The sequence below is a fragment of the Paraburkholderia sp. XV genome, assembly GCF_020177535.1.
GTDB lineage: Bacteria > Pseudomonadota > Gammaproteobacteria > Burkholderiales > Burkholderiaceae > Paraburkholderia > Paraburkholderia caribensis.
This window is the reverse complement of the sequence record NZ_JAGUUD010000050.1, coordinates 33,234-58,167: the sequence shown is the minus strand read 5'-3', so window position 1 is coordinate 58,167 and position 24,934 is coordinate 33,234. Positions and strand designations below refer to the sequence as shown.

24 protein-coding genes are annotated in these 24,934 nt (G+C 62.4%); 13 read left to right on the top strand and 11 right to left on the bottom strand.

Annotated features, from left to right (window positions below; translation table 11 throughout):
• Window positions 1-170: 170 nt before the first annotated feature.
• Both KFO72_RS22635 and pcaQ read right to left on the bottom strand, forming a co-directional pair.
• Window positions 171-1,298, bottom strand: coding sequence for a 4-hydroxyphenylpyruvate dioxygenase family protein (locus KFO72_RS22635; RefSeq protein WP_060607096.1), 1,128 nt, complete (start codon window positions 1,296-1,298; stop codon window positions 171-173).
• Between the two features lie 116 nt (window positions 1,299-1,414).
• A complete protein-coding gene (pcaQ, locus tag KFO72_RS22630) occupies window positions 1,415-2,557 on the bottom strand; it encodes a pca operon transcription factor PcaQ (protein ID WP_225033079.1) in 1,143 nt (380 codons plus the stop codon).
• A 109-nt stretch (window positions 2,558-2,666) separates the two neighbouring features.
• Here pcaQ and pcaH point away from each other — a divergent pair, with 109 nt between their 5' ends.
• Entirely contained in the window at window positions 2,667-3,371 is a 705-nt protein-coding gene (pcaH, locus tag KFO72_RS22625) for a protocatechuate 3,4-dioxygenase subunit beta (protein ID WP_062917141.1), read from the top strand.
• A 2-nt stretch (window positions 3,372-3,373) separates the two neighbouring features.
• Window positions 3,374-3,964: a protocatechuate 3,4-dioxygenase subunit alpha gene (gene pcaG, locus KFO72_RS22620; RefSeq protein WP_225033078.1), complete on the top strand. Its 591-nt coding sequence runs from the start codon at window positions 3,374-3,376 to the stop codon at window positions 3,962-3,964.
• A gap of 179 nt (window positions 3,965-4,143) precedes the next feature.
• On the opposite strand, the gene KFO72_RS22615 is transcribed toward pcaG, so the two are convergent.
• The 4 genes from KFO72_RS22615 to KFO72_RS22600 all read right to left on the bottom strand — a co-directional run bounded on the left by KFO72_RS22615 (window position 4,144) and on the right by KFO72_RS22600 (window position 7,860).
• Window positions 4,144-4,929, bottom strand: coding sequence for a class II aldolase/adducin family protein (locus KFO72_RS22615; RefSeq protein ID WP_176054609.1), 786 nt, complete (start codon window positions 4,927-4,929; stop codon window positions 4,144-4,146).
• A 92-nt stretch (window positions 4,930-5,021) separates the two neighbouring features.
• Window positions 5,022-5,276, bottom strand: a complete 255-nt coding sequence (locus KFO72_RS22610; protein ID WP_035997725.1) for an H-NS family nucleoid-associated regulatory protein — start codon at window positions 5,274-5,276, stop codon at window positions 5,022-5,024.
• A gap of 326 nt (window positions 5,277-5,602) precedes the next feature.
• Complete coding sequence (locus tag KFO72_RS22605; protein WP_054933543.1) at window positions 5,603-7,255, bottom strand: acyl-CoA synthetase; 1,653 nt, start codon at window positions 7,253-7,255, stop codon at window positions 5,603-5,605.
• A 296-nt stretch (window positions 7,256-7,551) separates the two neighbouring features.
• Window positions 7,552-7,860, bottom strand: a complete 309-nt coding sequence (locus KFO72_RS22600; RefSeq protein WP_036001651.1) for a hypothetical protein — start codon at window positions 7,858-7,860, stop codon at window positions 7,552-7,554.
• Between the two features lie 352 nt (window positions 7,861-8,212).
• Here KFO72_RS22600 and KFO72_RS22595 point away from each other — a divergent pair, with 352 nt between their 5' ends.
• The 3 genes from KFO72_RS22595 (at window position 8,213) to KFO72_RS22585 (ending at window position 11,578) form a co-directional block, all read left to right on the top strand.
• The gene (locus tag KFO72_RS22595; protein WP_225033077.1) at window positions 8,213-9,112 is read left to right on the top strand and encodes a DUF72 domain-containing protein; all 900 of its coding nucleotides are present in this window, start codon (window positions 8,213-8,215) and stop codon (window positions 9,110-9,112) included.
• Between the two features lie 134 nt (window positions 9,113-9,246).
• Entirely contained in the window at window positions 9,247-10,710 is a 1,464-nt protein-coding gene (locus KFO72_RS22590; RefSeq protein WP_225033076.1) for a hypothetical protein, read from the top strand.
• 22 nt (window positions 10,711-10,732) lie between these two features.
• Window positions 10,733-11,578 carry a hypothetical protein gene (locus tag KFO72_RS22585; RefSeq protein ID WP_225033075.1) on the top strand — a complete coding sequence of 282 codons (846 nt, stop codon included), beginning with the start codon at window positions 10,733-10,735 and terminating at the stop codon, window positions 11,576-11,578.
• 8 nt (window positions 11,579-11,586) lie between these two features.
• On the opposite strand, the gene KFO72_RS22580 is transcribed toward KFO72_RS22585, so the two are convergent.
• The 4 genes from KFO72_RS22580 to KFO72_RS22565 all read right to left on the bottom strand — a co-directional run bounded on the left by KFO72_RS22580 (window position 11,587) and on the right by KFO72_RS22565 (window position 17,032).
• Window positions 11,587-13,974 carry a penicillin-binding protein 1A gene (locus KFO72_RS22580; RefSeq protein ID WP_225033081.1) on the bottom strand — a complete coding sequence of 796 codons (2,388 nt, stop codon included), beginning with the start codon at window positions 13,972-13,974 and terminating at the stop codon, window positions 11,587-11,589.
• A 249-nt stretch (window positions 13,975-14,223) separates the two neighbouring features.
• Window positions 14,224-15,699: a monocarboxylate uptake permease MctP gene (gene mctP, locus KFO72_RS22575; protein WP_062917145.1), complete on the bottom strand. Its 1,476-nt coding sequence runs from the start codon at window positions 15,697-15,699 to the stop codon at window positions 14,224-14,226.
• Window positions 15,696-15,893 carry a DUF3311 domain-containing protein gene (locus KFO72_RS22570; RefSeq protein WP_054933538.1) on the bottom strand — a complete coding sequence of 66 codons (198 nt, stop codon included), beginning with the start codon at window positions 15,891-15,893 and terminating at the stop codon, window positions 15,696-15,698. Before KFO72_RS22570 ends, mctP begins: the two co-directional genes overlap by 4 nt.
• 245 nt (window positions 15,894-16,138) lie before the next feature.
• Window positions 16,139-17,032: a LysR family transcriptional regulator gene (locus KFO72_RS22565; protein ID WP_035997750.1), complete on the bottom strand. Its 894-nt coding sequence runs from the start codon at window positions 17,030-17,032 to the stop codon at window positions 16,139-16,141.
• 167 nt (window positions 17,033-17,199) lie between these two features.
• Here KFO72_RS22565 and KFO72_RS22560 point away from each other — a divergent pair, with 167 nt between their 5' ends.
• The 8 genes from KFO72_RS22560 (at window position 17,200) to KFO72_RS22530 (ending at window position 23,846) form a co-directional block, all read left to right on the top strand.
• Window positions 17,200-17,925 carry a pirin family protein gene (locus KFO72_RS22560; RefSeq protein ID WP_060605141.1) on the top strand — a complete coding sequence of 242 codons (726 nt, stop codon included), beginning with the start codon at window positions 17,200-17,202 and terminating at the stop codon, window positions 17,923-17,925.
• 44 nt (window positions 17,926-17,969) lie between these two features.
• Window positions 17,970-18,380: a DoxX family protein gene (locus KFO72_RS22555; protein ID WP_054933535.1), complete on the top strand. Its 411-nt coding sequence runs from the start codon at window positions 17,970-17,972 to the stop codon at window positions 18,378-18,380.
• A gap of 318 nt (window positions 18,381-18,698) precedes the next feature.
• Window positions 18,699-19,835: a porin gene (locus KFO72_RS22550; protein ID WP_225033074.1), complete on the top strand. Its 1,137-nt coding sequence runs from the start codon at window positions 18,699-18,701 to the stop codon at window positions 19,833-19,835.
• Window positions 19,836-20,011: 176 nt separating this feature from the next.
• Window positions 20,012-20,146: a hypothetical protein gene (locus KFO72_RS42120; protein ID WP_007731897.1), complete on the top strand. Its 135-nt coding sequence runs from the start codon at window positions 20,012-20,014 to the stop codon at window positions 20,144-20,146.
• Window positions 20,147-20,314: 168 nt separating this feature from the next.
• Window positions 20,315-21,343 carry a fatty acid desaturase gene (locus KFO72_RS22545; protein WP_107203643.1) on the top strand — a complete coding sequence of 343 codons (1,029 nt, stop codon included), beginning with the start codon at window positions 20,315-20,317 and terminating at the stop codon, window positions 21,341-21,343.
• Between the two features lie 48 nt (window positions 21,344-21,391).
• Window positions 21,392-21,739 (top strand): MocE family 2Fe-2S type ferredoxin, encoded by a 348-nt coding sequence (locus tag KFO72_RS22540; protein WP_042309950.1) that lies wholly within the window; start codon window positions 21,392-21,394, stop codon window positions 21,737-21,739.
• Window positions 21,736-22,983, top strand: coding sequence for an NAD(P)/FAD-dependent oxidoreductase (locus KFO72_RS22535; RefSeq protein WP_225033073.1), 1,248 nt, complete (start codon window positions 21,736-21,738; stop codon window positions 22,981-22,983). The genes KFO72_RS22540 and KFO72_RS22535 overlap by 4 nt, the downstream gene beginning before the upstream one ends.
• Entirely contained in the window at window positions 22,980-23,846 is an 867-nt protein-coding gene (locus tag KFO72_RS22530) for a sugar phosphate isomerase/epimerase family protein (RefSeq protein ID WP_225033072.1), read from the top strand. Before KFO72_RS22535 ends, KFO72_RS22530 begins: the two co-directional genes overlap by 4 nt.
• On the opposite strand, the gene KFO72_RS22525 is transcribed toward KFO72_RS22530, so the two are convergent.
• Window positions 23,836-24,843, bottom strand: a complete 1,008-nt coding sequence (locus KFO72_RS22525; RefSeq protein ID WP_225033071.1) for a LacI family DNA-binding transcriptional regulator — start codon at window positions 24,841-24,843, stop codon at window positions 23,836-23,838. The two genes, KFO72_RS22530 and KFO72_RS22525, sit on opposite strands and share 11 nt — an antisense overlap.
• Window positions 24,844-24,934 lie beyond the last annotated feature (91 nt).

Below are 24,934 nucleotides of genomic sequence, written 5' to 3'. Positions count from 1 at the left end.
GCGGCGGCAAAGAAAAGTAGGTGCCGCCCCGCACAGGGGCGACGCCTGAAGCGAGATAACGCATCGCGGATGCCAGCGAAAGCAAAAGCAAAAGCGAACCGCGACGCGCAAACCAAAAAAGGCATATCGCAATGCCAGCGCAAACCTCAAAAAAAACCAAAGGCAACAACTCACCCCACCAACCGAGCCTGCGCAAGCGCCCCAAGATTACCCTCACCAAATCCATGGTGCCCTTTCCGCTGCACGATTTCGAAGAAGATATCGCCCTCGCGCCGCAGCACAAAAGTCTGAAAGAACAACAACGGCACACCGTCCGCGCCAATCTCTCCATCGACCAGAATGCGCCCCCGCTTCAACCGCTCGATATCGAGCCCATGCCCCGGCAAACGCGTATCGATCTGCTCGTAATACGCGGGCGGCGGCTCAACCAGCTCGATGCCGTTGGCCAGCAACTGATCGACACAGGCAAAGATATCCTCCGTGGCAAGCGCGATGTGCTGCACCCCCTCGCCCGGATGATCGGGCAAATATTCATGCATCAGACTCGTGCGCCGCGTGCCTTCCTCGTACAGCGGAATGCGGATCGCGCCGCACGGCGACACCATCACGCGCGATTCCGCCGACACATGCCAGTTCGCATGCAACTCGTGAATCTCACGGAAGTTCAGCAGCTCGCGATAGAAGTCGATCCACTCCTGCATGCGGCCAGCGCCGACCGTTTGCGTTAAATGATCGACGGCGATCAGGCCCGTGCCCGCGTGGCTCAGGTCGGCCTGCGCGGTACTCGGCTCAATCGGCCGAAAGTCGATGTCGAAGATCGAGATGTCGCCAAGGCCGCCCTTCTGGCCGCCGCGTCCGCGCCAGCGGTCGACGAAATAGATGTGTGAATCGCCGATCCCCTGAATGGCGGGAATCGTCAGCTCGCCCTTGCCGACCCGCTCGCCTTCGAACGACCACGCGCCGAGCTCCGTCGCGCGGTCAAAAGCGCGCTGCGCATCCGCCACGCGAATACCAATCGCGCAGATGCCCACGCCGTATTCTTCCGCATACCGCTCGGCGAACGAATCCGGCTCCGCGTTCAGCAGAAAATTCATATCGGCCTGACGGAACAGCGTCACGTCCTTGCTGATGTGGCGCGCAATCGGCTTGAAGCCGAGCTTCACGAAGGTGTCGGCGAGTATGCGCGGATGGCGCGCGGCAAATTCGACGAACTCGATGCCGGCCGTGCCGAGCGGATTGTGCTCAGGGTCCGCAACGGCCTTGAGCGCGTCGGCAGGGGTCGGCAGGTCGCTGGGCATATGCATCTCCATGGTCGTGCTGTTTCAACTCGGCAAGCGTGTGGATCGGCGCGCCGCGCACCGTGTTTTACACCGCGCAGCACCACTCGTGCAACCTCGATTTTGTACTAGTCGGTTCAAAGACGCACCTTCCTGCGTGACGTTCCCGAGGCTTTGTCCCCTCGTGGCTTCGTGGCGCGCGGTGTTAAACCTTGGCTCGCGTCGCGCGTTACGTCAACACCCGCGTCAACACCCGCGTCGACTTTGACGTCATTCCCGGCGTCGCGCTTCGTGCGGCCCTTCGCCGGGCGCTTGCTCCGCCCATCTTCGGCGCGCGCCTGCACATGGCGCGCAAGCCGCTCGCGCGCGACCTTGCGCACGGCATCGATCAGCGCGCGGCCGACGGGCGTCGGCTGCGTGTCCGAGCGCAGAATCAGGCCGACGGGTTCCTCCGTGCCGGCAATGGGCAACGGCAAGGGCACCAGCAAGCCGTGCGCCAGTTCGTACTCGATTGCGCTGCGCGGCACGAACCACACGGCATCGTTTTCGAGCGCGAGCGCGCGCCCCACCGACACCGACAGCACCTCGACGAACGACGACAGCGGCGGCACAGCCCACGCGCGCAGCAGGCTTTCCGCCGACTGCCGGATCAGCGTCCCGTACGGTGGCACGACGACCGAAAACTCCAGCAAACGCGTGGCGGACGACAGCGGGCCCGACGCCAGCGCATGCCCCGCGCGCACCACGGCGACGAGCGGCTCGCTATATAGCTGCTCGAACGTCAGCCCCACCATGCGCTCGGGATCGGCCAGCCTGCCGACCGCGAACTCGATTGCGCCCGCCTTCAGGCGCTCCAGCAGTTCGGTATTCGAGCCCGTCTTGAGCCGCACGATCGCGTTCGGCCACTGCTCGCCGAACAGGCGCATCACGGGCGGCACGAGCGATGTCGCGACGGTCGGCAGCACGCCGATATCGAGTGTCGCGGCAGCCTCGCCTTCCACGCGCGCAAGCAGATCGACGCCCTGGCGCAGCGCGCTCACGCAGGCGCTGGCATGCGGCATGAAGAGCTGGCCTTCGCGCGTCGGCACGGCGCCATGCCGGCCGCGCTCGAACAGGCGCACGCCGAGAATTTCTTCCAGTTCGGCCACCGTCTTCGACACAGCCGGCTGCGTGATCGACAGGCTCTGCGCCGCTTTCTGCACGCCGCCGAACTGCGCGACGGCAAGAAAGCACTGCAGATGCCGGAATTTGACGCGGCTGTCCGCGAGGCTGCGTTGCATAACGGATCGTTATACGAGATGGGAAAAAACGTCATTTTGCATAACTTCTCGGCTTCTATAAAGTCACGTCATCCACTAGCCCAAATCGAATCCCCCAAGGAGACACCTGATGGACGATTCCATTCTGAGTCCGCGCGACTTTCCTTCGCATCCCGCCTATGTGCATTCGCCGTATGGATCGTCCGTCAAGCGCGGCCCGACCCGCCCGCTGATTCCGCTGAAGGAGCGCCTGCGCGACCAGCGCGTGCCCGTCTACGGCGCGGAAGACCTCGGCGCGCTCGACAACGACCTGACGCGCAATGCTGCAAAGAACGGCGAGCCGCTTGGCGAACGCATCATCGTGACGGGCCGCGTGCTCGACGAAGGCGGCCGCCCGGTGCGCAACACCCTGGTCGAAGTGTGGCAGGCGAATGCAGCCGGCCGCTACGTGCACAAGAACGATCAGCACGACGCACCGCTCGATCCGAATTTCCTCGGCGCGGGCCGCTGCCTGACCGACAATGACGGCCGCTACCGCTTCATGACGATCAAGCCGGGTGCGTATCCGTGGGGCAATCACCCGAACGCGTGGCGTCCGAACCACATTCACTTCTCGCTGTTCGGCGACTACTTCGGCTCGCGTCTCGTCACGCAGATGTACTTCCCGGGCGACCCGCTCCTGCAGTACGACCCGATCTTCCAGGGCACGCCGGAAGGCGCCCGCGACCGCCTGATCTCGCGCTTCACGCTCGACGTCACCCAGGAAAACTACGCGCTCGGCTATGAATTCGACATCGTGCTGCGCGGCCCGAACGAAACTCCGATGGAGCGCTAATCATGACGACGCTTAAGCAAACCCCTTCGCAGACGGTCGGACCGTACTTCGCATACGGCCTGTGCCCCGAGCAATACAATTTCGACCTGAAGAGCCTCTTTACGAACGAACTGGCGGACCGCGAGGCAGCGGGCGAGCACATCACACTGATCGGCCAGGTATTCGACGGCGACGGCGCGGCGATCGGCGACGCGATGATCGAAGTGCAGCAGGTGGACAGCGAAGGCCGCTATCCGCAGTCGCGCGAAGACGTGGCGAAGACGGGCTTTCGCGGCTTTGCGCGCTTCGGCACGGGCACGGACCCGCAGAAGCGCTTCATCTTCGAAACGGTGAAGCCGGGTCGCGCGTCGCCTGACGAAGCGCCGCATCTGAACGTGATCGTGACGATGCGCGGCATGCTGCTGCACACGTTCACGCGCGTCTACTTCGACGACGAAACGGCCGCGAACGACAAAGACCCCGTGCTCGCGAGCGTGCCCGCCGAACGCCGCGCGACGTTGGTCGCAAAGCGTGAAGCGAAAGGCGGCAAAGCGGTCTATCGCTTCGACATCCACATGCAGGGCCCGCAGGAAACGGTGTTCTTCGACCTGTGATGCGACGCACAGTGCGTGAGCCTCGTATGCATTCGATGCAAGGTTCATCGCCTGTTCACAAATGAAGGTTAGGATGCGTTGCGCGAGTCAAATCGCGCAACGAAACTCCGAGCAGTTTTTAGACGCCCGCTTTGACGCGGGCTTTTTTTCGTCTGCGATTCGTGGCGCCGCGCCGTGGGTCAACTGCGGTAATCCGAAACCGGATTATCGATCAGCCGCAACGCCGATTCCCACGCCAGTTCGGCGATGCCTTCCTCATCGTCGCGCGCGAACTGGCTGGCCGTTAGCTTGCGCACATGCTCGGGCGGCAGCGTCAATTCCGCATTGCCCGCGAGTGCGTCGATCTGGATCTGACACGCGCGTTCGAGGAAGTAAATCTCCTGAAACGCCGTTGCCGCCGACTTGCCGCCCGCCAGCAAACCGTGATTGCGCAGGATCATCGCGTTGCAAGATCCGAGATCAGCGACGAGGCGCTCGCGCTCGCCGAGATCGAGCGCAATGCCTTCGTAGTCGTGATACGCGAGCGCGCCGTAGAACTTCAGCGCATGCTGACTGATGGGCAGCAACCCCTGCTTTTGCGCGGACACAGCCGAACCCGCCGGCGTGTGCGTGTGAATCACAAAGTGCAGATCAGGCCGCGCGGTGTGCACGGCCGAATGGATCGTGAAGCCCGCCGCATTCACGCGATAACGCTTCGGATCGGCAGCGACCTTGTCCGCCGCTTCCAGAACGCGCCCGTCGCGATCGATCTTCACGAGATCCGACGCGCGCATCTCGTGAAAAAGCACGCCATAGCGGTTGATCAGAAAGTGGTGCTCGGGACCCGGCACGCGCGCCGTGATGTGCGTGTCGATCAGATCGGTCATGCGGAAATGCGCGACCAGCCGGTACAGCGCGGCAAGCTCGCAGCGCGTCGCCCATTCTTCGCTGCTGTATCCAGCCTGTTGCGAGGTCATGTCGGACATGGCGGAGTCTCCATGAAAACAGTCGCGCGGCGCGTGAACTGAAAACGGAAAGCGAAAAAACGGAATCAGTGAAGCGCCCGCGAATGCGGCGCTCAGACGCGGAAATGCTCGATGTCCTGACCTGCGTTGATGGCGCGCGTGAGCCAGTCGGGGCGGTCGCCCTTGCCGTCCCATTCGTGTCCGAATGCATCGCGGTACCTCGGCACGGCGGCGTCCGCGATTAGCGCCTCTTCGAGCGCTTCAAGCGTAATGCCAAATTCATCCATGCGGCGACGGATCCACAAGACCAGCCGCTCACGAGCTTGACCGTCGAGGTCGAGCGTCCGATGTTCCTCTCGCTCTTTCATAACGTGCCGATAACGTATCGAATTACGCGGCCAATTAGCACGCGTTAAATAGATTATTCGCTTCACACTTGCAGCGAAGCCTTAATACGGATCCATCAACTTCTGCCGAATGAAGTTGTCAGCGCGTTTCGACAGATTGAATGGCGGCGAAAAACCCGCATGACGCGTACTGGAATTCGCCATGAACCTTGAAGAACCAAGGTCGCTTCCCTGATTTACTCAGGATTCTAGCATTCATTCCCGTGCGTGCGCGTCATACCCGGTGCTTTGATAGATGCGGAAAGCGGCATGGGCTCTAGGTTTGCGATGATCAGACCATAAGCATGCTACTTTTTCTCCGGCTCCTGATCGATCGCGCTCGACGACTTCACGCGCGCGCGCAATTCGAATTTCTGGATCTTTCCCGTCGAGGTTTTTGGCAATTCGCCGAAGAAGACTGCTTTAGGCAATTTGAATCCGGCGAGCAATTGACGGCAATGCGCAATGATTTCCTCGGCGCTCGCGTCCGCGCCGTCCTTCAGTTCGACGAATGCGCAAGGCACCTCGCCCCATTTCGCGTCCGGCATCGCAACCACGGCGGCCACCGACACGGCAGGATGCCGGTACAGCGCATCCTCTATTTCGATGCTCGAAATGTTCTCGCCGCCGGAAATGATGATGTCCTTGCTCCGGTCCTTGATGCGCACATAGCCGTCTTCGGTGATCACGCCGAGATCGCCCGTATGAAACCAGCCGCCACGGAATGCGGCCTCGGTGGCGCGCTCGTTCTTCAGATAGCCCTTCATGCAGATATTGCCGCGAAACATCAGTTCGCCGATCGTCTCGCCGTCGCGCGGCACGGGTTCGAGCGTATCGGGATCGCGCACGTCGACGGCTGCCTGCAAGTGGTAGCGCACGCCCTGACGCGCGTTGAGCCGCGCGCGTTCGTCGTCGTCGAGCACATCCCATGAGTCCTGCTTCGCGCAGACGGAGGCGGGCCCATACACTTCCGTCAAGCCGTACACGTGCGTCAGATCAAAACCGATCGCCTTCATGCGGGCAATCACGGCAGGCGACGGCGCCGCGCCCGCCACCATCGTCGAGACGCGGTGCGCAATTCCGTCGCGCCATTCGGCAGGCGCGTTCGCCAGCGCGCTTTGCACGATGGGCGCGCCGCAATAATGCGTAATGCGCTCGCGGCGAATCAGTTCGAATACCAGCTTCGGATCGAATTTGCGCAGGCACACATTGACGCCCGCGCGCGCCGCGACGGTCCATGGAAAACACCAGCCGTTGCAGTGGAAGAGCGGCAGTGTCCACAGATACACCGCATGCTTCGGCATATCCCATTCGAGGATATTGCTGAGCGCGTTCAGATAGGCGCCGCGATGGTGATAGACGACGCCCTTCGGCTCGCCCGTCGTGCCCGACGTGTAGTTGAGCGCGATGGCGTCCCATTCGTCGGCGGGCAGCGCCCACGCGAACTGCGGATCGCCTTCTTGCAGGAAAGCTTCGTAGTCGGTCGCGTTCGGGAAATGGCGAGTATCGGCGGGCTGCGCATCGCTGACACTGATAATGCGCAATTGCGGAAACTCGCGCGCGGCACGCAACGCAAGCTCTCCGTATTCGCTATCGACAATCAGCACTTTCGCCTCGCCATGCCGCAGCATATACAGGATCGACGCGGCATCCAGCCGGGTATTCAGCGTATTGAGCACGGCGCCCGCCATCGGCACGCCGAAATGCGCTTCGATCATCGGTGGAATGTTCGGCAGCAGCGCCGCCACGGTCTCGCCGCGCGCGACGCCCGCGCGTTGCAGCGCACTCGCAAGACGCCGCGCTCGCTCATACGTCTCGCGCCACGTGCGGCGCATGTCGCCATGCACGACGGCCAGCCGGTCGCCATAGACTTCGGCGGCCCGCGCAATGAAATCGATCGGCGTCAGCGGAACATGATTGGCTTCGCGGCGGGCGAGCCCCGCTTCGTACATATTCGTCATGGCTGTGTCTCCTCCGAAGCGCGCGGCCTCGTCGGTTCAGTTGTTTTTTGGCAATGGGTTTCGGGTGCGAAACACGGTGACTCACGCATTGTAGATGCGTAATGCACGTGCAAAGCGCACGTGCAAAGCGCACGTGCAAAAGCATCGCATGAATCAATGCTGCAACTAGCCCCGGCACAGGATTTTGTGCGCAGCCGCAATGCAGCGCGGAACGCGCGGCAGCCGCGACGAACGCGGCCCGCGCGCACCTACCGGAAATCGGGCCTTCGCCCTTAGAACATCGCGCGCCTGAAAAATCAGACGCGCGGCAGGTCGTCGATGAATTTCTCGACGTGGCCGTCCGGTACTTCGGTATCGATCCCGTCGTGGCCGTCGGCATGCGAGACCGTTTTGATCTTCGGGCCCAGCAGATTCAGGCCGCCCAGCGTGAAGAACGACCACACGGCATTGCCCGCATGAATGGCCGTCACGACGTCCGCGACTTCGACGATTTCGTGCGGCGAAAGCCATTCATTCGTTTTCGGATTGACGAGAGCCCAACGGACGTGGGTGACGCGGTCAGTCATAGGGTTAATGCGTACGGCATCGATAGCATAGGTCGCCATTTCCACCTCCATCGTCGTCACCCAGGCATCGTAGCACTTATGTCTGGGTAGACGAAACAGGCGCGTATCGCCCTATGCAGACGGACCCATTCGAAGAGCACCGCTCCGTTGCACGGCCACTGTCCGGATGTACTCTGCGGCGCCGGCCGCCGCGTGAAAGCGTCAGTGCAGGGAATGACTGCATCTTCGAATGGCTTCCACTTTCTATAACGGTCGTGCGTAAATTGTTCTGAACCCGGGTTTGCACCAATGCGGCGCGACGCACATACGGGCGCGCGCCGTACTCAGCGTGCTCATGATCCGCGGGCACATGCAGTACGATGGCCGCACTGACCTGCACGGAAGACGAGCCATGTCGATCGAAGTCGGGACGGCGTCGTGGACGGACGCCACGCTCATCAAATCCGGCCGCTTCTACCCGAAGGGCTGCAACAGCGCCGAGGCACGGCTGCGTTTCTATTCGAGCCAGTTTCCTATGGTCGAAGTCGATGCGTCGTACTACGCGATGCCCAGCGCGGCAACCAGCGCGCTGTGGGCCGAGCGCACGCCCGAGCACTTCACGTTCAACGTCAAGGCATTCCGGCTTTTCACCGGGCATCAGACGGAGCGCAAGTTCTTCCCGCCCGACATTCAGCCGCTGCTGCCGCAAAGCGATAAACGAAACCTCTACTACCGCGACGTGCCGCCAGACCTCGTCGACGAGATGTGGCGGCGCTTCTTCGAGGCGCTGGAGCCGCTGCGCAAAGCGGGCAAGCTCGGCGCCGTGCTGTTCCAGTTCGCGCCGTGGATCTCCACCGCGCCGCGCGACACATCACACGTGCGGCACTGCGCGGACCGGATGACGCCCTATCTGACGGCATTCGAATTCCGCAACGCGAGCTGGTTCGACGACCGCCATCGCGAATCGACGCTCGCATTCGAACGCGAACACGGCCTCGTACATGTCGTGATGGATGCGCCCGAAGGCGTGCCGAATCGCGCGCATACCGTATGGGAAGCGACCTCGCCGGAACTGGTGATCGTGCGCCTGCACGGCCGCAACGCGGACACCTGGAGCGGCAGCACGACGGCCGCGGGCCGCTTCAATTACGACTATACCGAGCGCGAACTGGAAGACATCGCCGTGCCCGTGCGGGAAATCGCGAAACGCGCGGGGCGCACGCATGTCGTGTTCAACAACTGCTTCGAGGACGCTGCGCAACGCAACGCGCACTCGATGATTCGCATCCTTCAACAAGAGCGCTTTGCGTAAAAGCGCGTTGGCACCTTCGATCACGCAAGGCATTAACGCGTTTTCCGGTTGCAATTCAGTTTGCATCGACTAGCCTCGTCTTATTCGAACCAGACAAATACCTTTCATAAGACGAAAAAGACAAAGGTGCACCGATGCTACTGACGGCTTATGTGCAGGCCAGCAAGCCGGGCGTATTGCAGCTATGGATCGGCATGTTCGGCGTGGCCGCGCCGCCCGTGCCGCAGGTTTCCATCGACCGGCAAGCGGCCGTGCCGCTCGATCCGCCCGCGTTCTTTCCGATTCGCGATTTCAGCGTCGACGGCAACGGCCAGTCCATCAATCATCAATGCGTGCTGCGCTTCGACGTGCGGGACGAATCGCGGCCGCGACAGATCGTGATCGACGCAGGTGGCGAACGGTTCGAATTCGCCAGTACTTCGTTGCCGAAAGAAGTGCCGACACTGATGGACGGCAGCTTCAATATCCTGTTGTCGTCGTGCTATTCGCAGCCGGAAGATATCGACGGACTGCTCGGCACGATCGTCTCGCAGATCAAGGTGCAACCGCATCTGACCGTGCTCGCGGGCGACCAGGTGTACCTCGACCTGCCGCTCACGCAGCGCGTCCCCGATCAGAACCCGGACCGCGCGCGTCTGCTCGCCAACAAGTACTACCTCAACTGGCTTTCCGGCGCGTTGCGCGTGCCGGGGTTGCAATCGGTACTGGAGCGCGCGCCCGTCGTGTGCATTCCCGACGATCACGAGTTCTGGAACAACTATCCGTTTGCCCAAAAGCAGTTGCCCGATACGTGGACGGACGGATCGCGCCAGTTGCTCGGCGACACGGCGCGCGCACTGTACGAGGACTATCAGATCGGCGGCGCGCCGGGCGGCGCGGGCGGTGCGATCCGGCTCGACGTCGAGCCGTTGAAAATGCTGTTCGTCGATATGCGCTGCGACCGCGACAGTACGTTCAAATCGTTGATGGGCCCTAAAGCCGTTGCAGCGATGCAGGCCTGGGAACACGATCTCGTCGATGCGCGGGCAGCGGGACGACCCGTTGTCGGCCTGCTCGCTTCGGGCCAGGCGCTCTTCATCGATCCGCCCGAAAGCAACTGGCGCAAAAAGACCTTCGATGCCGAAATGCCGAATTACGCGCAATTCGACGTGCTGCAAGCGACCCTCGGCCGGCTTGCGGACCAGGGCGTTCCCGTCGTCTACACGACGGGCGACGTGCATTGGGGACGCGTCGCATCGGGTCACGATTTGCAGACGGGCACGGCGCTCTTCGAAGTGATCGCCTCGCCGTCGCGGTTGATCCGCACGCCGTTGCTCGATACCGCGAAAGAAGCGGCCAATTCGGTCAAGGGGATTTTCGGCGGCGGCAATGCGTGGCCGCGTCATTCCGATCCCGAGGATGTGCCCGACCGCTTCGGCGTGAATCATCGCTTCGCACTCAAGCAGGAATTCGGCCGGCGCGGCGATCAGGTTGCGATCCTGTCGTTCACGCGCGTGGGCAGCGGCGTGGATATGCAGGTCATGTACTACGGCATTTCCAGCGACAAAGCGCTTTCCCAATCGGACTCCACCACGCGCTTCGAACTGCGCGCGCGTTAATCAAAAAAGACGAGGCAAGGTCATGCTGAAGATCGTACGATCGACGACGACGCAGTCGAATCCACAGTTCACGCCATTCGAGCGCAACGCAGGCGAGAGCAATACCGCATGGGGTGAGCGTGCGGTACTCGATATGCAAGCGGGCGGCCCCGATGCATGGACCTATGTCGTGCTGCTGGGCGGCAGCGATACGCTGGCGTTTCGCGTGCGCGTCGCGCAATCGCATCTGCGGCACGACATGCTGCCGTCGTTCTGGTCCGAGTCGATTCTCGTGCGCCTCGCCAGCGCAACGCTCAAGAACGCCGAAGCCTTGCATGTGCCTTTGCATCAGCCGGAAGGGCCCGCGTTCGCAGCGCGCGTGAATGGCGTGGTCGCGCGTCCGTTGACCGATTTCGACGACACGTCGCGCTTTCCGAACATCGCGGTCATCGCGCTACCCATTGCGCAGGACAAGGTGGTCGACAAAGTGGCGAGCTTCGAGCAGTCACGCGCGACGCTCGATGCACTCGAGCATGTTTTGCGCTGGCTCGCTTATGCATGGGGCGCGGCACGCACGCCGAATCCGTTGCACGACAACTACGGCTTGCCGTCTACCTGCATGATCGAAACCGTGTGCGCCGCGGCGAATTTCGACCTGACGCCCGGGCTCGAATCGCGAGCGTCATGCCCTGAAGCAGTCTGGGCCGCGGCGAATTACTGGCATGAGTACTTCGAGAAGTTCAACGGGCGCGAGCCAATTGGGCGCTTTTACGCGCCGCATACCTATCCGATCATCGAGCCGGCCGCTGCGCCTGCGCCTTCTCCTGCCCCTTCTCCTGCCCCTTCTCCCGCGCCTTCCTCCGCGCCCAAACGCAAAGCGAAGAAGTGAGCTTCAGTTCAAGGCTGTGATGCGGGCGCGCTTGCAGCAGGCGTCGACGCGAACGCGGGCGCTTCGCCGTTGACGCCAGCGGGCGCGCTCGCCTCGCCCGGCGCAGGCAGAATCGGCGGCTGCGATGCGGCGGGCGAAATGATCTGCGGCGGTTCGATATCCGTCGGCGCGGAAGCCTCGGCAACGGGCGACGCATTCTGCACAACAGGCGCGGCGGGCGTAGCCGGTGCTGGACGCGGCTTCGGGCGCGGCGCAGTGGCAGGCGTCTGCGTCTTTGCCGAAGACGAGAACAGGTACGCCATCCACGCGCGCAGTTTCATGCGCAAGGTATCGAACATGCCCGGCGGCGGCTCTTCCGCGAACTTCGCGCGCGGATCGACGAGACGCGAGCGCAGCGAACGCTGGAAGAAATCGCCGACGATCGGCAACGCGCTATGCGCGCCCTGCCCCCAGTAGTCGCTGCGCAACGTCACGCGGCTGTCGTTGAAGCCGATCCATGCGCCCGCGACGAGTTGCGGATGCATCAGGATGAACCAGCCGTCCGCGTTGTCCTGCGTCGTGCCCGTCTTGCCCGCGACATCGGCCCGAATGCCAAAACGTGTGCGAATGGCCGAGCCCGTGCCCTTGTTGACGACCGAGCGCATCACATCGAGCAAGGTTTGCGCGCTAGCAATGGGCATCACGCGGTCGGCGCGCGACGGCTGGAACTCGGCGAGCACTTCGCCCTTGCGGTCTTCGATCCGCGTGACGAGCATCGGCGCGACATACGCGCCTTCATTCGCGATCGTGCCGTACGACGACACCATTTCCTTCAGCGTCACCGGGCTCGTGCCCAGTGCCAGCGAAGGCACCGCGTCGAGCTGGCTGTCGCGCACGCCCATCGCGCGCGCAAGCCGCGCGACCCTGGCGGGACCGACCGATTCCATCAATTGCGCGGTAATGCGGTTGCGCGAATACGCAAGGCCATCGCGCAACGTGATGGGACGGCCGCTCGGCGCGTCTTCGTCGCTTGGCCGCCAGATTTCGCCGCCTGCCAGCGGGATTTCGACAGCCTGATCGGGGTAGGTATCGTCGGGCTTTGCGCCCTGTTCGAACGCCGCGCCGTAGACGAACGGCTTGAACGTCGAACCCGGCTGGCGGCGCGCCTGCGACACGTGATCGAACGGGTCCTGCGTAAAGTCGCGGCTGCCCACCCACGCCTTGATCTCGCCATTGCGCGGGTCCATCGCGACGAATGCGGCCTGCACGCGCGTCTTGCTGTCGCATAGCGCTTTCATGAACCCGCGATCTGCCGACAGATGCTTGAGCGCATCCTCGTCGCTCATGCCCGAATCTTTCGCGCTGTGATACTCGGGCGTCTCGCGGATGAACGCATCGAACACATCCTTGTGCCCGCTGCACGCGCTACGCGCATTCCACGCCGCATTCGCGATCGACTGCAACTGGTTGCCCTGGAACGTCAGCGCCTGGGTCGCCATGGTTTGCAGGCGCGAGTCGATCGTCGTGCGCACGACGAGTCCATCCGAATAGATGTTGTAGTCGTTCGCATCGGCCCATGCGATCAGCCACTTCTTCAATTGCTGCGCGAAATGCGGCGCGGGACCGGGCGGCTCCGTCTGACGCTCGAAGTCGACGCGCAGCGGCTTTCCTTTGAGCGAATTGAATTGCGCTGGCGACAAGCGCCCGTATTTCACCATTTGCCCGAGCACGATATTGCGGCGGTCCAGCGCGCGCTCGGGATTGATCACCGGGTTGTAATAGCTGTTGCCCTTCAACATGCCGATCAGCGTCGCGCTTTCGAGCACGGTCAGATTGCCGGCGGACTTGTCGAAGTATGTGCGCGCCGCCATTTCGATGCCGTACGCGTTATAGAGAAACGGCACTGTATTCAGGTACGTTTCGAGAATCTCGCTTTTCGTATAGACGGCTTCGATCTTGAAGGCGGTCAGCGCTTCCTTGATCTTGCGCGTAAGCGTCGGCGCGCGGCCGATGTCGTCGGGATAGAGATTGCGCGCGAGCTGCTGCGTGATCGTCGATCCGCCCTGGCGGTCGCCCGAAAACGTATGCAGCGCCGCGCCCGCCGTGCGTCGAAAATCGATGCCGTGGTGCTCGTAGAAGCGATGGTCTTCCGTGGAGATCAAGGCATCGACGACATGCGGCGAGATGTCGGAGAGCTTCATCCACACGCGGTTGGTCGGCTTGAATTCGGCGATCAGCTTGCCGTCCGCCGAATAGATCTGCGCGGGCTGCTCGATCTTCGCCTTGCGGATGTCCCCGATGCCCGGCGTGAACGGCACCAGGATCAGCACATACAGCAGAACGAGCGCGGGAATGGAGGCGACCGACAACGCCACGCCACGCCATGTCGGACGACGCAAACGTTGCACCGCGCGCATGAGCGGCGGTTTTGCATGGGCCCAGGCCCGGACGGAGATTTCCCGGAGGAACGACAGTATCGACTGTCTCACGCTAACGCACCATCGGCAGAAAAGGCTGCATCCTACCAAAACAGCGCGAATGTCCTGGCGTTTTGCAACAATCGGCGGCGCGAGTGGACGCCGCGATGCGACGCCGGAAACGACATCGGCCGAATCCGCGCCGCTTGCGCGGGCGGATTCGGCCGAACCATGCAAACACCAGCGCGATCAGGCGTGAGCGCGCTTCGGCGTGACCAGCGAAACGATGAACGTCACCACCACGTTCACGACCAGCGCGATCAGGCCAATATAAAGCGGCCAGGTCGAATCGCCGACATGCAGCGCGAACACGGGCTTGAGGCCCTGCGAAATCGCGAGACCCGTGCCCACGACGATCCCCACCAGCCAGCCGAGGAACAGGCCCGGCGTGTTCAGACGGCGCGTGTACAACGAGAACACGATGGCCGGGAAGACTTGCAGAATCCACACGCCGCCGAGCAGTTGCAGGTCGATCGCGTACTGCGTGGGCAGGAACACGATGAACAGCAGCGCGCCGAACTTCACCACCAGCGACACGATCTTCGCCGTCGACGCTTCCTGAGCGGGCGCCATGTCCGGCGACACCAGCGGACGCCACAGATTGCGCGTGAACAGGTTCGCCGCGCCGATCGACATGATGGCGGCGGGCACCAGCGCGCTGATCGCGATGGCCGCCGCCGCGAAGCCGACGAACCACGACGGGAACAGCGTGCCGAACAGCGTCGGCACGACGTCGGACGGCGACTTCACGTGAATGCCCGCGGCAATCGCCATATAGCCGAGCAGCGCGATCAGGCCGAGCAGCAGCGTATAGGCGGGCAGGAAGATCGCGTTCTTGCGCACGGTCTGCATCGACGAAGACGACAGCACGGCCGTCATCGTGTGCGGATACATGAAGGCCGCGAGCGCCGAGCCGAGCGCAAGCGATGCGTACGCGGTGAACTGCGTCGGCTTGAGGATGATGCCCGTCGCGCCGCCCTTCGCCTGGAAGAACTGGTCAGCCGCGTCGAACACATGGCCGTAGCCGCCGAGCTTCGCCGGAATCAGCCACACCGCCGCGATCACGACGATATAGATCATGATGTCCTTGACGAACGCGATCATCGCCGGTGCGCGCAGGCCGCTCGTATACGTATAGAGCGCGAGGATGATGAACGCGATCACGAGCGGTGCTTCGCCCGAGATGCCAAGTCCCTTGATGACAACCTGCATGCCGACCAGCTGCAGCGCGATATACGGCATCGTCGCGACGATGCCTGTCAGCGCGACTGCCGCCGGGAACCACTTGCCGCCGTACTCGCCCTGCACGTAATCGGCTGCCGTGATGTGGTTCTTCGCGTGCGCGATCTTCCACAGCTTCGGCATCACAGCGAACACAAACGGATAGACGATGATCGTATAAGGCAACGCAAAGAAGCCATACGCGCCGACCGAATAGACCAGTGCGGGCACTGCGATCACCGTATAGGCCGTATAGAAATCGCCGCCCACCAGAAACCACGAAATGACCGTGCCGAATTGCCGGCCGCCCAGGCCCCACTCGTGCAGCTGCGTGAGATCGCCAGCTTTCCAGCGCGCGGCGACGAAACCCAATACGGTGACGAGAAGAAAGAATGCGATAAAGACGGTCATCGCGACCGGATTCACAGGGTTCAGATCGCTCATTTAATGCCCCGGTACACGACGTAGATCAGCAGCGACGTGAGCGGAACCCACAGAAACTGATACCAGTAGAAGAAAGGAAAGCCGGCGAATGACGGGCGCGTATCGTTATAGAACGGCAGCCACAGCAGCGCGACATAGGGGATCAGCAAGATGAGCCAGAGCCATGAACGGCCGGCCGGTTCGGTAGGTTCCACGTTTGTCCCTCTTTGGTCTATCTGATTGAATCCGCTTTGCTGATGCGCATGCCGAACAGGCGTGAACGTGCATATTCACGCGCGCGCCCGTTGCACACGCCGTTGCACACGCCGTTGCACGCGCCGTTGCACACGCCCGCAAAGGTACGCGCATTATCTGCGAAAAGTTCCGTTGCTGCTCGCACGGTAACCAGCCCTTATTCGAGGCGCGCAGAAGCTTTCAATTGGTCTATAGAAACGCCGCGCTATCTGCTGTGTATCGCCTTGGCAAAACGATCGCGCAGGAACTGCGTGAACGCGCGTATCGTGACGGAAGCCTGCCGATGCTGCGGATAGACGGCATACAGGGTCAACGGCGGCGAAACGAAATCGCCAAGCACTTCGACGAGCTTGCCGCTCGCCAGCGCATCGGCCACGATGAATTCCGGCAGACGCGCAATGCCGATCCCCGCAATCGCGGCATCGCGGATCACTTCGCCGTTGTTGACGCGCAGCGGGCCATGCACCTCGATAGTCCGGCTCGCGCCATCCACGATGTATTCCCAGCCGCTGCGCGCTTCCTGCCCATATAGCAGGCACGCGTGGCGTGCGAGATCGTCGGGCGTCGCAGGCGGGCGTCGCGCCTTGCGATACGCGGGGCTGCAACACGCAACCATGCGCATTTCAGCGAGCTTTTGCGCGATCAGCGTCGAATCCGCAAGCGTGCCGATGCGCAGCGCCATGTCGAACCCTTCGCCGACCACGTCGACGACCCGGTCGCTCAACTCCAGATCGATGCGCACGTCGCCATGCGCGCGCAGAAACGCGGCGACAAGCGGCGACAGATGGATCATCCCGAACGACATCGGCGCGCTGACGCGCAGCAGTCCGCGCGGGTCCGAGCGCCCCGACGACATTGCCTGCTCGGCGTCCTCGACGTCGCCGAGGATGCGCGTGGCACGCTGATAGAACTCGTAGCCGAGGTCCGTCACCGCGAGCTTGCGCGTATTGCGCACCAGCAGCCGCACGCCGAGGCTCGCCTCCAGCGCCATCACGCGTCGGCTGACGAACTGTTTCGACAGCTGCAGACGGACGGCGGCCGCCGTGAAATTGCGCGCGTCGACGGTGGCGACGAAGATCTTCAGATCGTCCAGCTGCATGGCTTTGCCTTTGCGTTACCCGTTTATTGTCCACTTCTGTGTGACAGTGATTCTCTTTTGGCATCGATTATAGCCACTCTGATTGACCTACACTTCAATCACTGCTTCAGACAACGGCGCCGCCGGTGTTACGAGAGGCAAAGGCAATTCAAAAACGGAGAAGAGAAATGATCGACATCAGACACGCCAGCGAACGCGGACGCGCCGAACACGGCTGGCTTAGCTCGCGTCATACGTTTTCTTTCGCGAATTACTACGATCCGAAACAGATCGGCTTCTCCGACCTGCTCGTGATCAACGACGATCGCGTGGCGCCCGGCCGCGGCTTCGGCAAGCATCCGCACCGCGACATGGAAATCTTCTCGTACGTGCTGGAAGGCGCGCTCGAGCATAAGGATTCGATGGGCACGGGTTCCGTGATCGTCCCCGGCGACGTGCAACTGATGAGCGCGGGCACGGGCGTCGCGCACAGCGAGTTCAATCACTCGGCGAGCGACTCCGTGCACTTCCTGCAGATCTGGATTGCACCGTCGGTCAAGGGCGCGACACCGCGTTACCTGCAGCAGAACTTTTCGGAGCAAGACAAGCGCGGCAAGTTGCGTCTCGTGTTGTCGCCTGAAGGCACGGACGGCTCGCTCGAATTGCGCCAGGACGCTCGTGTGTATGCCGGTCTTTTCAACGGCAATGAAACGGCAGGCGTCGATATCGCCGCCGACCGCTATGCGTATGTGCATGTGGCGCGCGGCAGTGTGAAGCTGAACGGCGTCGAGTTGAACGAAGGAGACGGCGCGCGTATTCGCAATGAGCGTCGCCTCGAATTCACCGAAGGCCAGGATGCGGAAGTACTCGTATTCGACCTGCGCAATAACGAAGTATCGGAATTGTGGTCCTGAGCGGCAAACGCCAACGACCCGGCTACATTGAAAGAGGATTGGACATGAACGCCTTTATCGAACAACGCAAGGATGCACTGCTGCTCGTCGCACGCGTGCTATTGGTCGTGCTTTTCGTGCTGTTTGGCTGGAGCAAGCTCACCGGCTTCTCGGGCACCGAGCAATACATGGCGTCGACGGGCGCGCCCGTCCCGGCATTGGCCGCCGTGATCGCGATCGTGATGGAACTGGCCGTTGGCATCGTCATCGCCGTGGGCTTCAAGACGCGCGTGCTGGCACTCCTGCTCGCGCTCTATACACTCGGCACCGCGTTCATCGGCCATCACTTCTGGACGCAGACGGGCATGGAGCAGTACGTCAACATGATCAACTTCTATAAGAACATCAGCATCATTGGCGGCTTGCTGCTGTTGTTCGTGACGGGTCCGGGCAAGTACTCGATCGACCGCGCATAGGCGAATCGAACGGCAACATGAGTGGTCAAGCGGGCGGCCTTCTGGCCGCCCTTTTTCGTTGTTTGCAAAGCAACGCCGTGTACTTTCGGCATGAATGCAACACTCTTGTCATGTTCGCGGCATGGTCGAAATTGATGTGATAAAAGTCCGCGGGCCTGCATGGGATCACGTGCGCACGGACCGATAAGACTTCAAATGGCCGTTATGCATCGCGCTTGAATAGCGACACACAAAGACGCGAACACAATTGCGCCACCCGCGCCGCACTACAACAACAAGCTCGTGCAGGGGTTCTCAACATATGAAAAGACAACACCCATGACCAAGCAATTCAAACGGACAGTTACCGCGCTGGGCGCAACGGCCATTGCACTCGCTTGCCAAAGCACATTCGCGCAAAGCTCGGTGACCCTGTATGGCGTCGCGGACGTCGGCATTCGCTATCTCACGCATTCGAATGCCAACAACGACGGGCGCCTGTTCATGACCAACGGCGCCATCACGAACAGCCGTTTCGGCATTAAAGGCTCGGAAGATCTCGGCAATGGACTGAAGGCGATCTTCCAGCTGGAAAGCGGCATCGATCTGCAAAGCGGCGCGCAGTCGGATAGCAAGCGCCTGTTCAACCGCGCCGCCTATGTCGGCCTGTCGAGCAACTACGGCACGCTCACGCTCGGCCGTCAAAAGACGCCGCTGTTCGATCTGCTCGGCGACACGTACGATCCTCTGACTGTCGGCAACTACTTCGAAAATGCATGGCTGCCCGTCGCGCTCGGCGCAGGCCTCTATGCGGATAACGCAGTGAAGTACGACGGCAAGTTCGGCGGCCTGAATGTGAAAGCGATGTACTCGTTCGGCACGAACTCGACGTCGACGGGCGCGGACGGCTTCTCCGGCCAGGTGCCCGGCCACCTCGGCGCGGGCAACATGTACGGCTTCACTGCATCGTATGCATTCGGTGCGCTGAGCATCGGGGCCGGCGTGCAGCAGAACAGCGACAACTCGAACCACAAGCAGACCATCTACAACGCGAATGCCGTCTACGCGTTCAGCACGACGAAGATCTACGTCGGCTATATTCATTCGAAGGACGACACGGGCTTTGTCGACAGCACGCTGTCGCAGCGCGATCTCACACTGGGCGTCGATATCCTGAAGGGCTCGGGCCGCAAGGACGACGGTCCGTTCGCAGGCGTGACGTGGCAAGCCACCCCCGCTTTGCTGCTGACGGGCGCGTTCTACTACGACCACATGAAGAACGCGGCAATTGGCGGCGGCGCGCTGGGCAGCGGCAACCGCTACACGGGCGTGGCCGTTGCTGAATACTCGCTGTCCAGGCGCACGGAAGTGTATGGCACGGTCGATTTCAACAAGGTCACGGGCGCGGCGACGGTCGAACTGCCGGGCGCGTCGAACCAGACAGGCGTGTCGCTCGGTCTGCGCACCATTTTCTGATGTAGCGTTACGACATGCGCGCTGCAAGGCGCGCGTGATCGCGATAGCGGGCGGCACGGCTTAACAGGCCATGCCGCCCGTTTCATTTTGTGCGGCGTAGAAGATGCGTCCCGCACAACTGTGATATACAGGGAAAACCCGTAATTGCAGTTATCTCTTTGTAGAGCAGTACCCGTATGAAACGCATTGCCGCCTTTTGTCTGACGACGTGGTCTGCCGCCGCGCTCCTTTATTTTGGCCAGCACTCGGTTGCGCTCATCGCATTGAGCGGAGTCGTCGTGTTCGGCGGATACGATCTGCTGCGCCCCTAAGCCCCTGTTCCGCTGCGCACTGGCGCGCGCTCGCCGCCACTTGATGGAAAACCATCATTTTTCGGCGTGAGGCTTCGCTCTCCTTCAACTATCTTTGTGCAAACGGAATGTGTCCCTGACGCGCCGCGCTGATGGGATTCCCGCAACCACAAAAGAAGGAGACGATTCATGCCCTCGACCTCGGCAGTCGACAGCACCACTGCGCCTTCCCCCTCCGATCCCTCCTTCGACGCGCGCATCGCCGAGCAGTGGTATCAGCCGCGCATTCCGCGCGCGGTGCTCAAGGAACTGATGAAACGCGACGACGCAGCGGGCCTGCGCAATTTCATTCCGTGGTTCGCGTTGCTCGTGGCATCCGGCGCGGTCGCCGCCTTCACATGGGGAACATGGTGGGCCGTGCCTGCCTTCTTCGTCTACGGCACGATCTATTCGTCCAGCGACGCACGCTGGCACGAGCTGTCGCACGGCACGCCGTTCAAGACACGCTGGATCAACGACGCGTTCTATCACCTGTCGTCGTTCATGACGATACGCGAGGGCTACTGGTGGCGCTGGAGCCATGCGCGCCATCACACGCACACGTACTTTCAGACGCGCGACCCCGAGATCCAGGTCACGCGCCCGACCAAAGTACTGCCCATCGTCGCGGACTTCGCGGGGCTGGTCGGCTGCACGCTCGAAATCGGCAAGGTCGTGCGTCATGCGTTCGGCCGCGTCGATGCCGCCACCGACGCGTTTTTGCCCGCGAGCGAAAAGCCGAAAATGATCTGGTCGTGCCGCATCTATCTGGCCGTCGTGATCGGCACGATTGCACTCGCGCTCGCGTTGCATAGCTTCCTGCCGCTGATGTTCGTGTGGACGCCGCGCTTCTACGGCGGCTGGTTGCACCAACTGCTAGGCCTCACGCAGCATGCGGGGCTCGCTGTCAACGTGAAGGATCACCGGCTGAACACGCGCACCGTGCACACCAACTTCGTGTTCCGCTTTCTCTACCTGAACATGAACTATCACCTCGAACATCATCTGCTGCCGATGGTGCCGTTCCACGCGCTGCCGCGCCTTCACGACGCGATCAAGGACCAGTTGCCGCCCGCGTACCCGAGCGTGTATGCCGCGTATCGCGAGATGCTGCCCGCGCTGTGGAAACAGCGCAGCGATCCGACGCACGTGATCGAGCGGACCCTGCCCGCTGCGTGATCGCCGCGACGCCCCGTCAACGCACGAAGAACATTGGAGGAGATAGCCATGAGCGTCGAAACGAATGCAAAGGTCCACTGGATTGCCGCCTGCGCGCCCGACGATATCGACGAGGAAGACGTGATGCGCTTCGATCACGACGGCGCGAGCTACGCTGTCTATCGCATCGCGGAAGGCTACTACGCATCGGATGGCTGGTGCACGCATGAGCACGCGCATCTCGCCGACGGCTTCGTCGTCAATCGCGAGATCGAATGTCCGCTGCATCAGGGGCGCTTCGACATTCCGAGCGGCAAGGCGAAGAGCGCGCCCGTTTGCGTGCATCTGAAGACCTATCCGGTGCGCGTCGAAGACGGCGAGGTGCTGCTCGGCCTTCCCGTGCAGGACGCATCATGAGTGCACAAGCCGCGATGGTGATTATCGGCGCAGGCCAATGCGGCGTGCGCACGGCAGCCGCGCTGCGCGAGAACGGCTGGGAAGGCGAGATCACGCTGCTCGGCAACGAAGGCTCGGCGCCGTACGACCGGCCGCCGCTGTCGAAGGCCGTGCTGCTCGGCCAACGCAGCACGGCGCAATGCGCGTTCTACGACGACGCGTTCTATCGCGACCAGCGCATCGACTTGCGCGTCGATGCCTGCGTGCAGCAGATCGACCGCGGCGCGCGTAAGGTCGTGTTGCGCGATGCGCGCACGATCGACTATCAACGTCTGCTGATCGCGACGGGTGCCGAGCCGAGGCGGCTCGACGTGCCGGGCGCGAATCTCGATGGCGTGCATCTGCTGCGCACGGCAGGCGATGCCAACGCGCTTGCCGAAGTATTGCAGCCTGCACGGCGCATCGTGATTATCGGCGCGGGCTTCATCGGCCTCGAAGTAGCCGCGTCCGCTGTGGCGCGCGGCTGTGAAGTGGTCGTCATCGAGGCGGGCGCCCGCGCGTTGATGCGCGCGGTGCCTGAAGTGGTGGCGGGCTATCTGATCGACAGGCATCGCCAGATGGGCGTGCAGTTCCACTTCCGCGCACAGATCGAGCGGCTGCTGGGCAGCACGCGCGTGACGGGCGTGAAGCTCAAGGACGGCACGCAGATCGACTGCGATTGCGTCGTGGTCGGTATTGGCGTGAAGCCGCGCACGGAACTCGCCGAAGCGGCAGGCATCGACGTCGCGGACGGCATCGCCGTCGACGACACCTTGCGCACGAACGACCCGCATATCTTCGCAGCGGGCGACGTGTGCTCGTTTCCCCATCGTCTGTTCAGACGGCGCATCCGGCTCGAATGCTGGAAGAACGCCGAAGATCATGCGCGCATCGTCGCGCGCAACATGCTGGAGCGTGGCGAAACGTATTCGGAAGTGCCGTGGTTCTGGTCGAATCAGTACGACATGACGATCCAGATTGCCGGCCTGCCCGCCTTCGGCGTGCAAAGCGTGGTGCGCGAAACGGGCGACACGTCGCGCATTTTCTTCGCGCTCGACCGCGACGGCGTGCTGGTCGGCGCAAGCGGCGTCGGTAAAGTCAGCGAGATCGCGCGTGACGTGCGCGTCGCGCAGACCTTGATCGGGCAGCGCGCCCGCATCGACCCTGCCTTGCTCGAAGATCGTAGCGTCAAACTGAAGGGACTCGTCGCCGCGGAGGCGCTATGACGCAACGGCTCGCCGTGTATCAGTCGCTGTGGGCGATGGAGCGGCGTCATACCGACGGCTTCGAGCGCACACTCGAAGACAACGTCGCGATGATCGCGCAAGCGGGCTTCGAAGGCGTGAGCACATCGTACGGCTCGCGCGAAGACGTGCGGCGTCTTGCGCCAGTGCTCGCGCAACATGGCCTGCAAGCAGAGGCGCAATGCTTTCCGCGCACTGTCGAAGACCTGTGCCCGATTCTCAAACACGCTGTCGAGTTCGGCGCGCACCATATCGACTTGCAGCCGGACGTGCGGCCGCGCCGTGTCGCCGACGCGCTCGCGCTGATCGACGGCTGGCAGCGGCTCGCGGAACAGGTGGACATTCCCGTCTACATCGAAACGCATCGCGACCGCATGACGACCGACCTGCATTTCACGCTCGATCTGCTCGACGCGCGGCCCGATCTGCGGCTGCTTGGCGATCTGTCGCATTACCTCGTGGGCCGTGAATTCGCGTGGCCCGTGAACGAAGAAAACGAGGCGGCGATGCAACGGATCATCGATCATTCGTGGGCGTTTCATGGACGCGTCGCGAGCCGCGAGCAGGTGCAGATCGAAATTTCTTTCGAGCCTCACCGCATGTGGGTCGATCTGTTCCTGCGCTGGTGGCGCGACGGTTTCGTGTCGTGGCGCAAGCGCGCCGGACCCGACGACACGCTCGTCTTCACCTGCGAACTCGGGCCGAAGCCTTACGCGATCATCGGGCGCGACGGCAACGACACGACGGACCGCTGGGCCGAATCGCGGTTGATGCGCGAATGGATACTCGAAGTGTGGAACGAAGTCGCGCTGGAACCGGCGCCTGCGCTCGACACTAGTCCGTAAGCGGCAGGTTCTCGCGCAGCAGCACCGTCACGGGTATCTGCTGCGCCAACGTCACGCCGGGATCGCGATGATAGTGACGCAGAATTACTTCGATCGAATGCAGCGCTTCGCCTATGGGGTTCTGGTCGAGCACCGCATCGAGCACGCCTTCGATCAGCAAACGCCGCGACGTGTCGTTCAGTTCATGGCCGATCAGCACGGTCTTGTGCACGCGGTCGAGCTTGCGCAACACGTTGCCAATGCCCTCGTCGCCAACCGAGATGTTGTAGATGCCGCGCAGATCCGGATAGCGGCGAAACGCGTCGCGCGTGAGGCTTTCGGTGAGCGACGTTTGCTCGCGGCTCTCCACCGTCTCGACGATATCGCAACTCGGAAACCGGCGCCGCAGCACGGAACGAAACCCGCTTTCGCGTTCTTCATGGCCGAGAAAGTCATGCATGCCCGTCATCACGAGCACCTTGCCGCCCGCATCGCCGAGAAAGCGGCCCATCAGTTCGCCGGCGACGCGCCCCGCGCAGCGATTGTCGATGCCCACGTAAGCGAGCCTGCCCGTGCCGGGCAGATCGCTCGCGAGCGTCACAACGGGCATTCTGTGGCTCACGTGACGCAGCGCCGCCGTGATATCCGGGTGCTCATACGCGACGATCACAAGCGCATCGGCCTTGCGCGTCGCGCGCTCGATCGTCTCGACGACAGCCTGCGGCTCGAGGCTGTCGAAGTACGTGACGGCGCAGATCACGCGCTGCGCCTCGAAGGTCTTTTGCGCGAGGTCGAAGCCCTGCTTCAGATGTACGTAATACTGCGCGACAGGCTGCTGCAACAGGATCGCGATGCGCAGCCAGCGCACCGATACCGCTTCGAGCGCGCGATCGATCTTCAACTTGCGCGCCCATTCGAGCACACGCGTTTCCTTGTCGCGCGAGACGCCGCCACGCCCGTTCAATACCCGATCGACTGTCGCCTCACTGACACCCGCTGCGCGGGCAATGTCAGTCATGCTCGTCTTGCGGCGGCGCGTATCGGACATGGCTGGCTTGGTTGTAGTCGGCAGATGCGCCATGATCGCATCGACGCCGCGCGGGCAGCAA

Excerpts from the sequence above, each read along its gene's own strand:
- KFO72_RS22530 (WP_225033072.1), top strand. The coding sequence starts at position 22,980 with ATGACGCAACGGCTCGCCGTGTATCAGTCGCTGTGGGCGATGGAGCGG.
- KFO72_RS22585 (WP_225033075.1), top strand. The coding sequence starts at position 10,733 with ATGCTGAAGATCGTACGATCGACGACGACGCAGTCGAATCCACAGTTC.
- KFO72_RS22555 (WP_054933535.1), top strand. The coding sequence starts at position 17,970 with ATGAACGCCTTTATCGAACAACGCAAGGATGCACTGCTGCTCGTCGCA.
- pcaG (WP_225033078.1), top strand. The coding sequence starts at position 3,374 with ATGACGACGCTTAAGCAAACCCCTTCGCAGACGGTCGGACCGTACTTC.
- KFO72_RS22550 (WP_225033074.1), top strand. The coding sequence starts at position 18,699 with ATGACCAAGCAATTCAAACGGACAGTTACCGCGCTGGGCGCAACGGCC.
- KFO72_RS22595 (WP_225033077.1), top strand. The coding sequence starts at position 8,213 with ATGTCGATCGAAGTCGGGACGGCGTCGTGGACGGACGCCACGCTCATC.
- KFO72_RS22540 (WP_042309950.1), top strand. The coding sequence starts at position 21,392 with ATGAGCGTCGAAACGAATGCAAAGGTCCACTGGATTGCCGCCTGCGCG.
- KFO72_RS22610 (WP_035997725.1), bottom strand. The coding sequence starts at position 5,276 with ATGAAAGAGCGAGAGGAACATCGGACGCTCGACCTCGACGGTCAAGCT.
- KFO72_RS22580 (WP_225033081.1), bottom strand. The coding sequence starts at position 13,974 with ATGCGCGCGGTGCAACGTTTGCGTCGTCCGACATGGCGTGGCGTGGCG.
- KFO72_RS22560 (WP_060605141.1), top strand. The coding sequence starts at position 17,200 with ATGATCGACATCAGACACGCCAGCGAACGCGGACGCGCCGAACACGGC.
- KFO72_RS22525 (WP_225033071.1), bottom strand. The coding sequence starts at position 24,843 with ATGACTGACATTGCCCGCGCAGCGGGTGTCAGTGAGGCGACAGTCGAT.
- KFO72_RS22535 (WP_225033073.1), top strand. The coding sequence starts at position 21,736 with ATGAGTGCACAAGCCGCGATGGTGATTATCGGCGCAGGCCAATGCGGC.
- KFO72_RS22545 (WP_107203643.1), top strand. The coding sequence starts at position 20,315 with ATGCCCTCGACCTCGGCAGTCGACAGCACCACTGCGCCTTCCCCCTCC.
- pcaH (WP_062917141.1), top strand. The coding sequence starts at position 2,667 with ATGGACGATTCCATTCTGAGTCCGCGCGACTTTCCTTCGCATCCCGCC.
- KFO72_RS42120 (WP_007731897.1), top strand. The coding sequence starts at position 20,012 with ATGAAACGCATTGCCGCCTTTTGTCTGACGACGTGGTCTGCCGCCGCG.
- KFO72_RS22635 (WP_060607096.1), bottom strand. The coding sequence starts at position 1,298 with ATGCCCAGCGACCTGCCGACCCCTGCCGACGCGCTCAAGGCCGTTGCG.
- KFO72_RS22615 (WP_176054609.1), bottom strand. The coding sequence starts at position 4,929 with ATGTCCGACATGACCTCGCAACAGGCTGGATACAGCAGCGAAGAATGG.
- KFO72_RS22590 (WP_225033076.1), top strand. The coding sequence starts at position 9,247 with ATGCTACTGACGGCTTATGTGCAGGCCAGCAAGCCGGGCGTATTGCAG.
- KFO72_RS22565 (WP_035997750.1), bottom strand. The coding sequence starts at position 17,032 with ATGCAGCTGGACGATCTGAAGATCTTCGTCGCCACCGTCGACGCGCGC.
- pcaQ (WP_225033079.1), bottom strand. The coding sequence starts at position 2,557 with ATGCAACGCAGCCTCGCGGACAGCCGCGTCAAATTCCGGCATCTGCAG.
- mctP (WP_062917145.1), bottom strand. The coding sequence starts at position 15,699 with ATGAGCGATCTGAACCCTGTGAATCCGGTCGCGATGACCGTCTTTATC.
- KFO72_RS22605 (WP_054933543.1), bottom strand. The coding sequence starts at position 7,255 with ATGACGAATATGTACGAAGCGGGGCTCGCCCGCCGCGAAGCCAATCAT.
- KFO72_RS22600 (WP_036001651.1), bottom strand. The coding sequence starts at position 7,860 with ATGGCGACCTATGCTATCGATGCCGTACGCATTAACCCTATGACTGAC.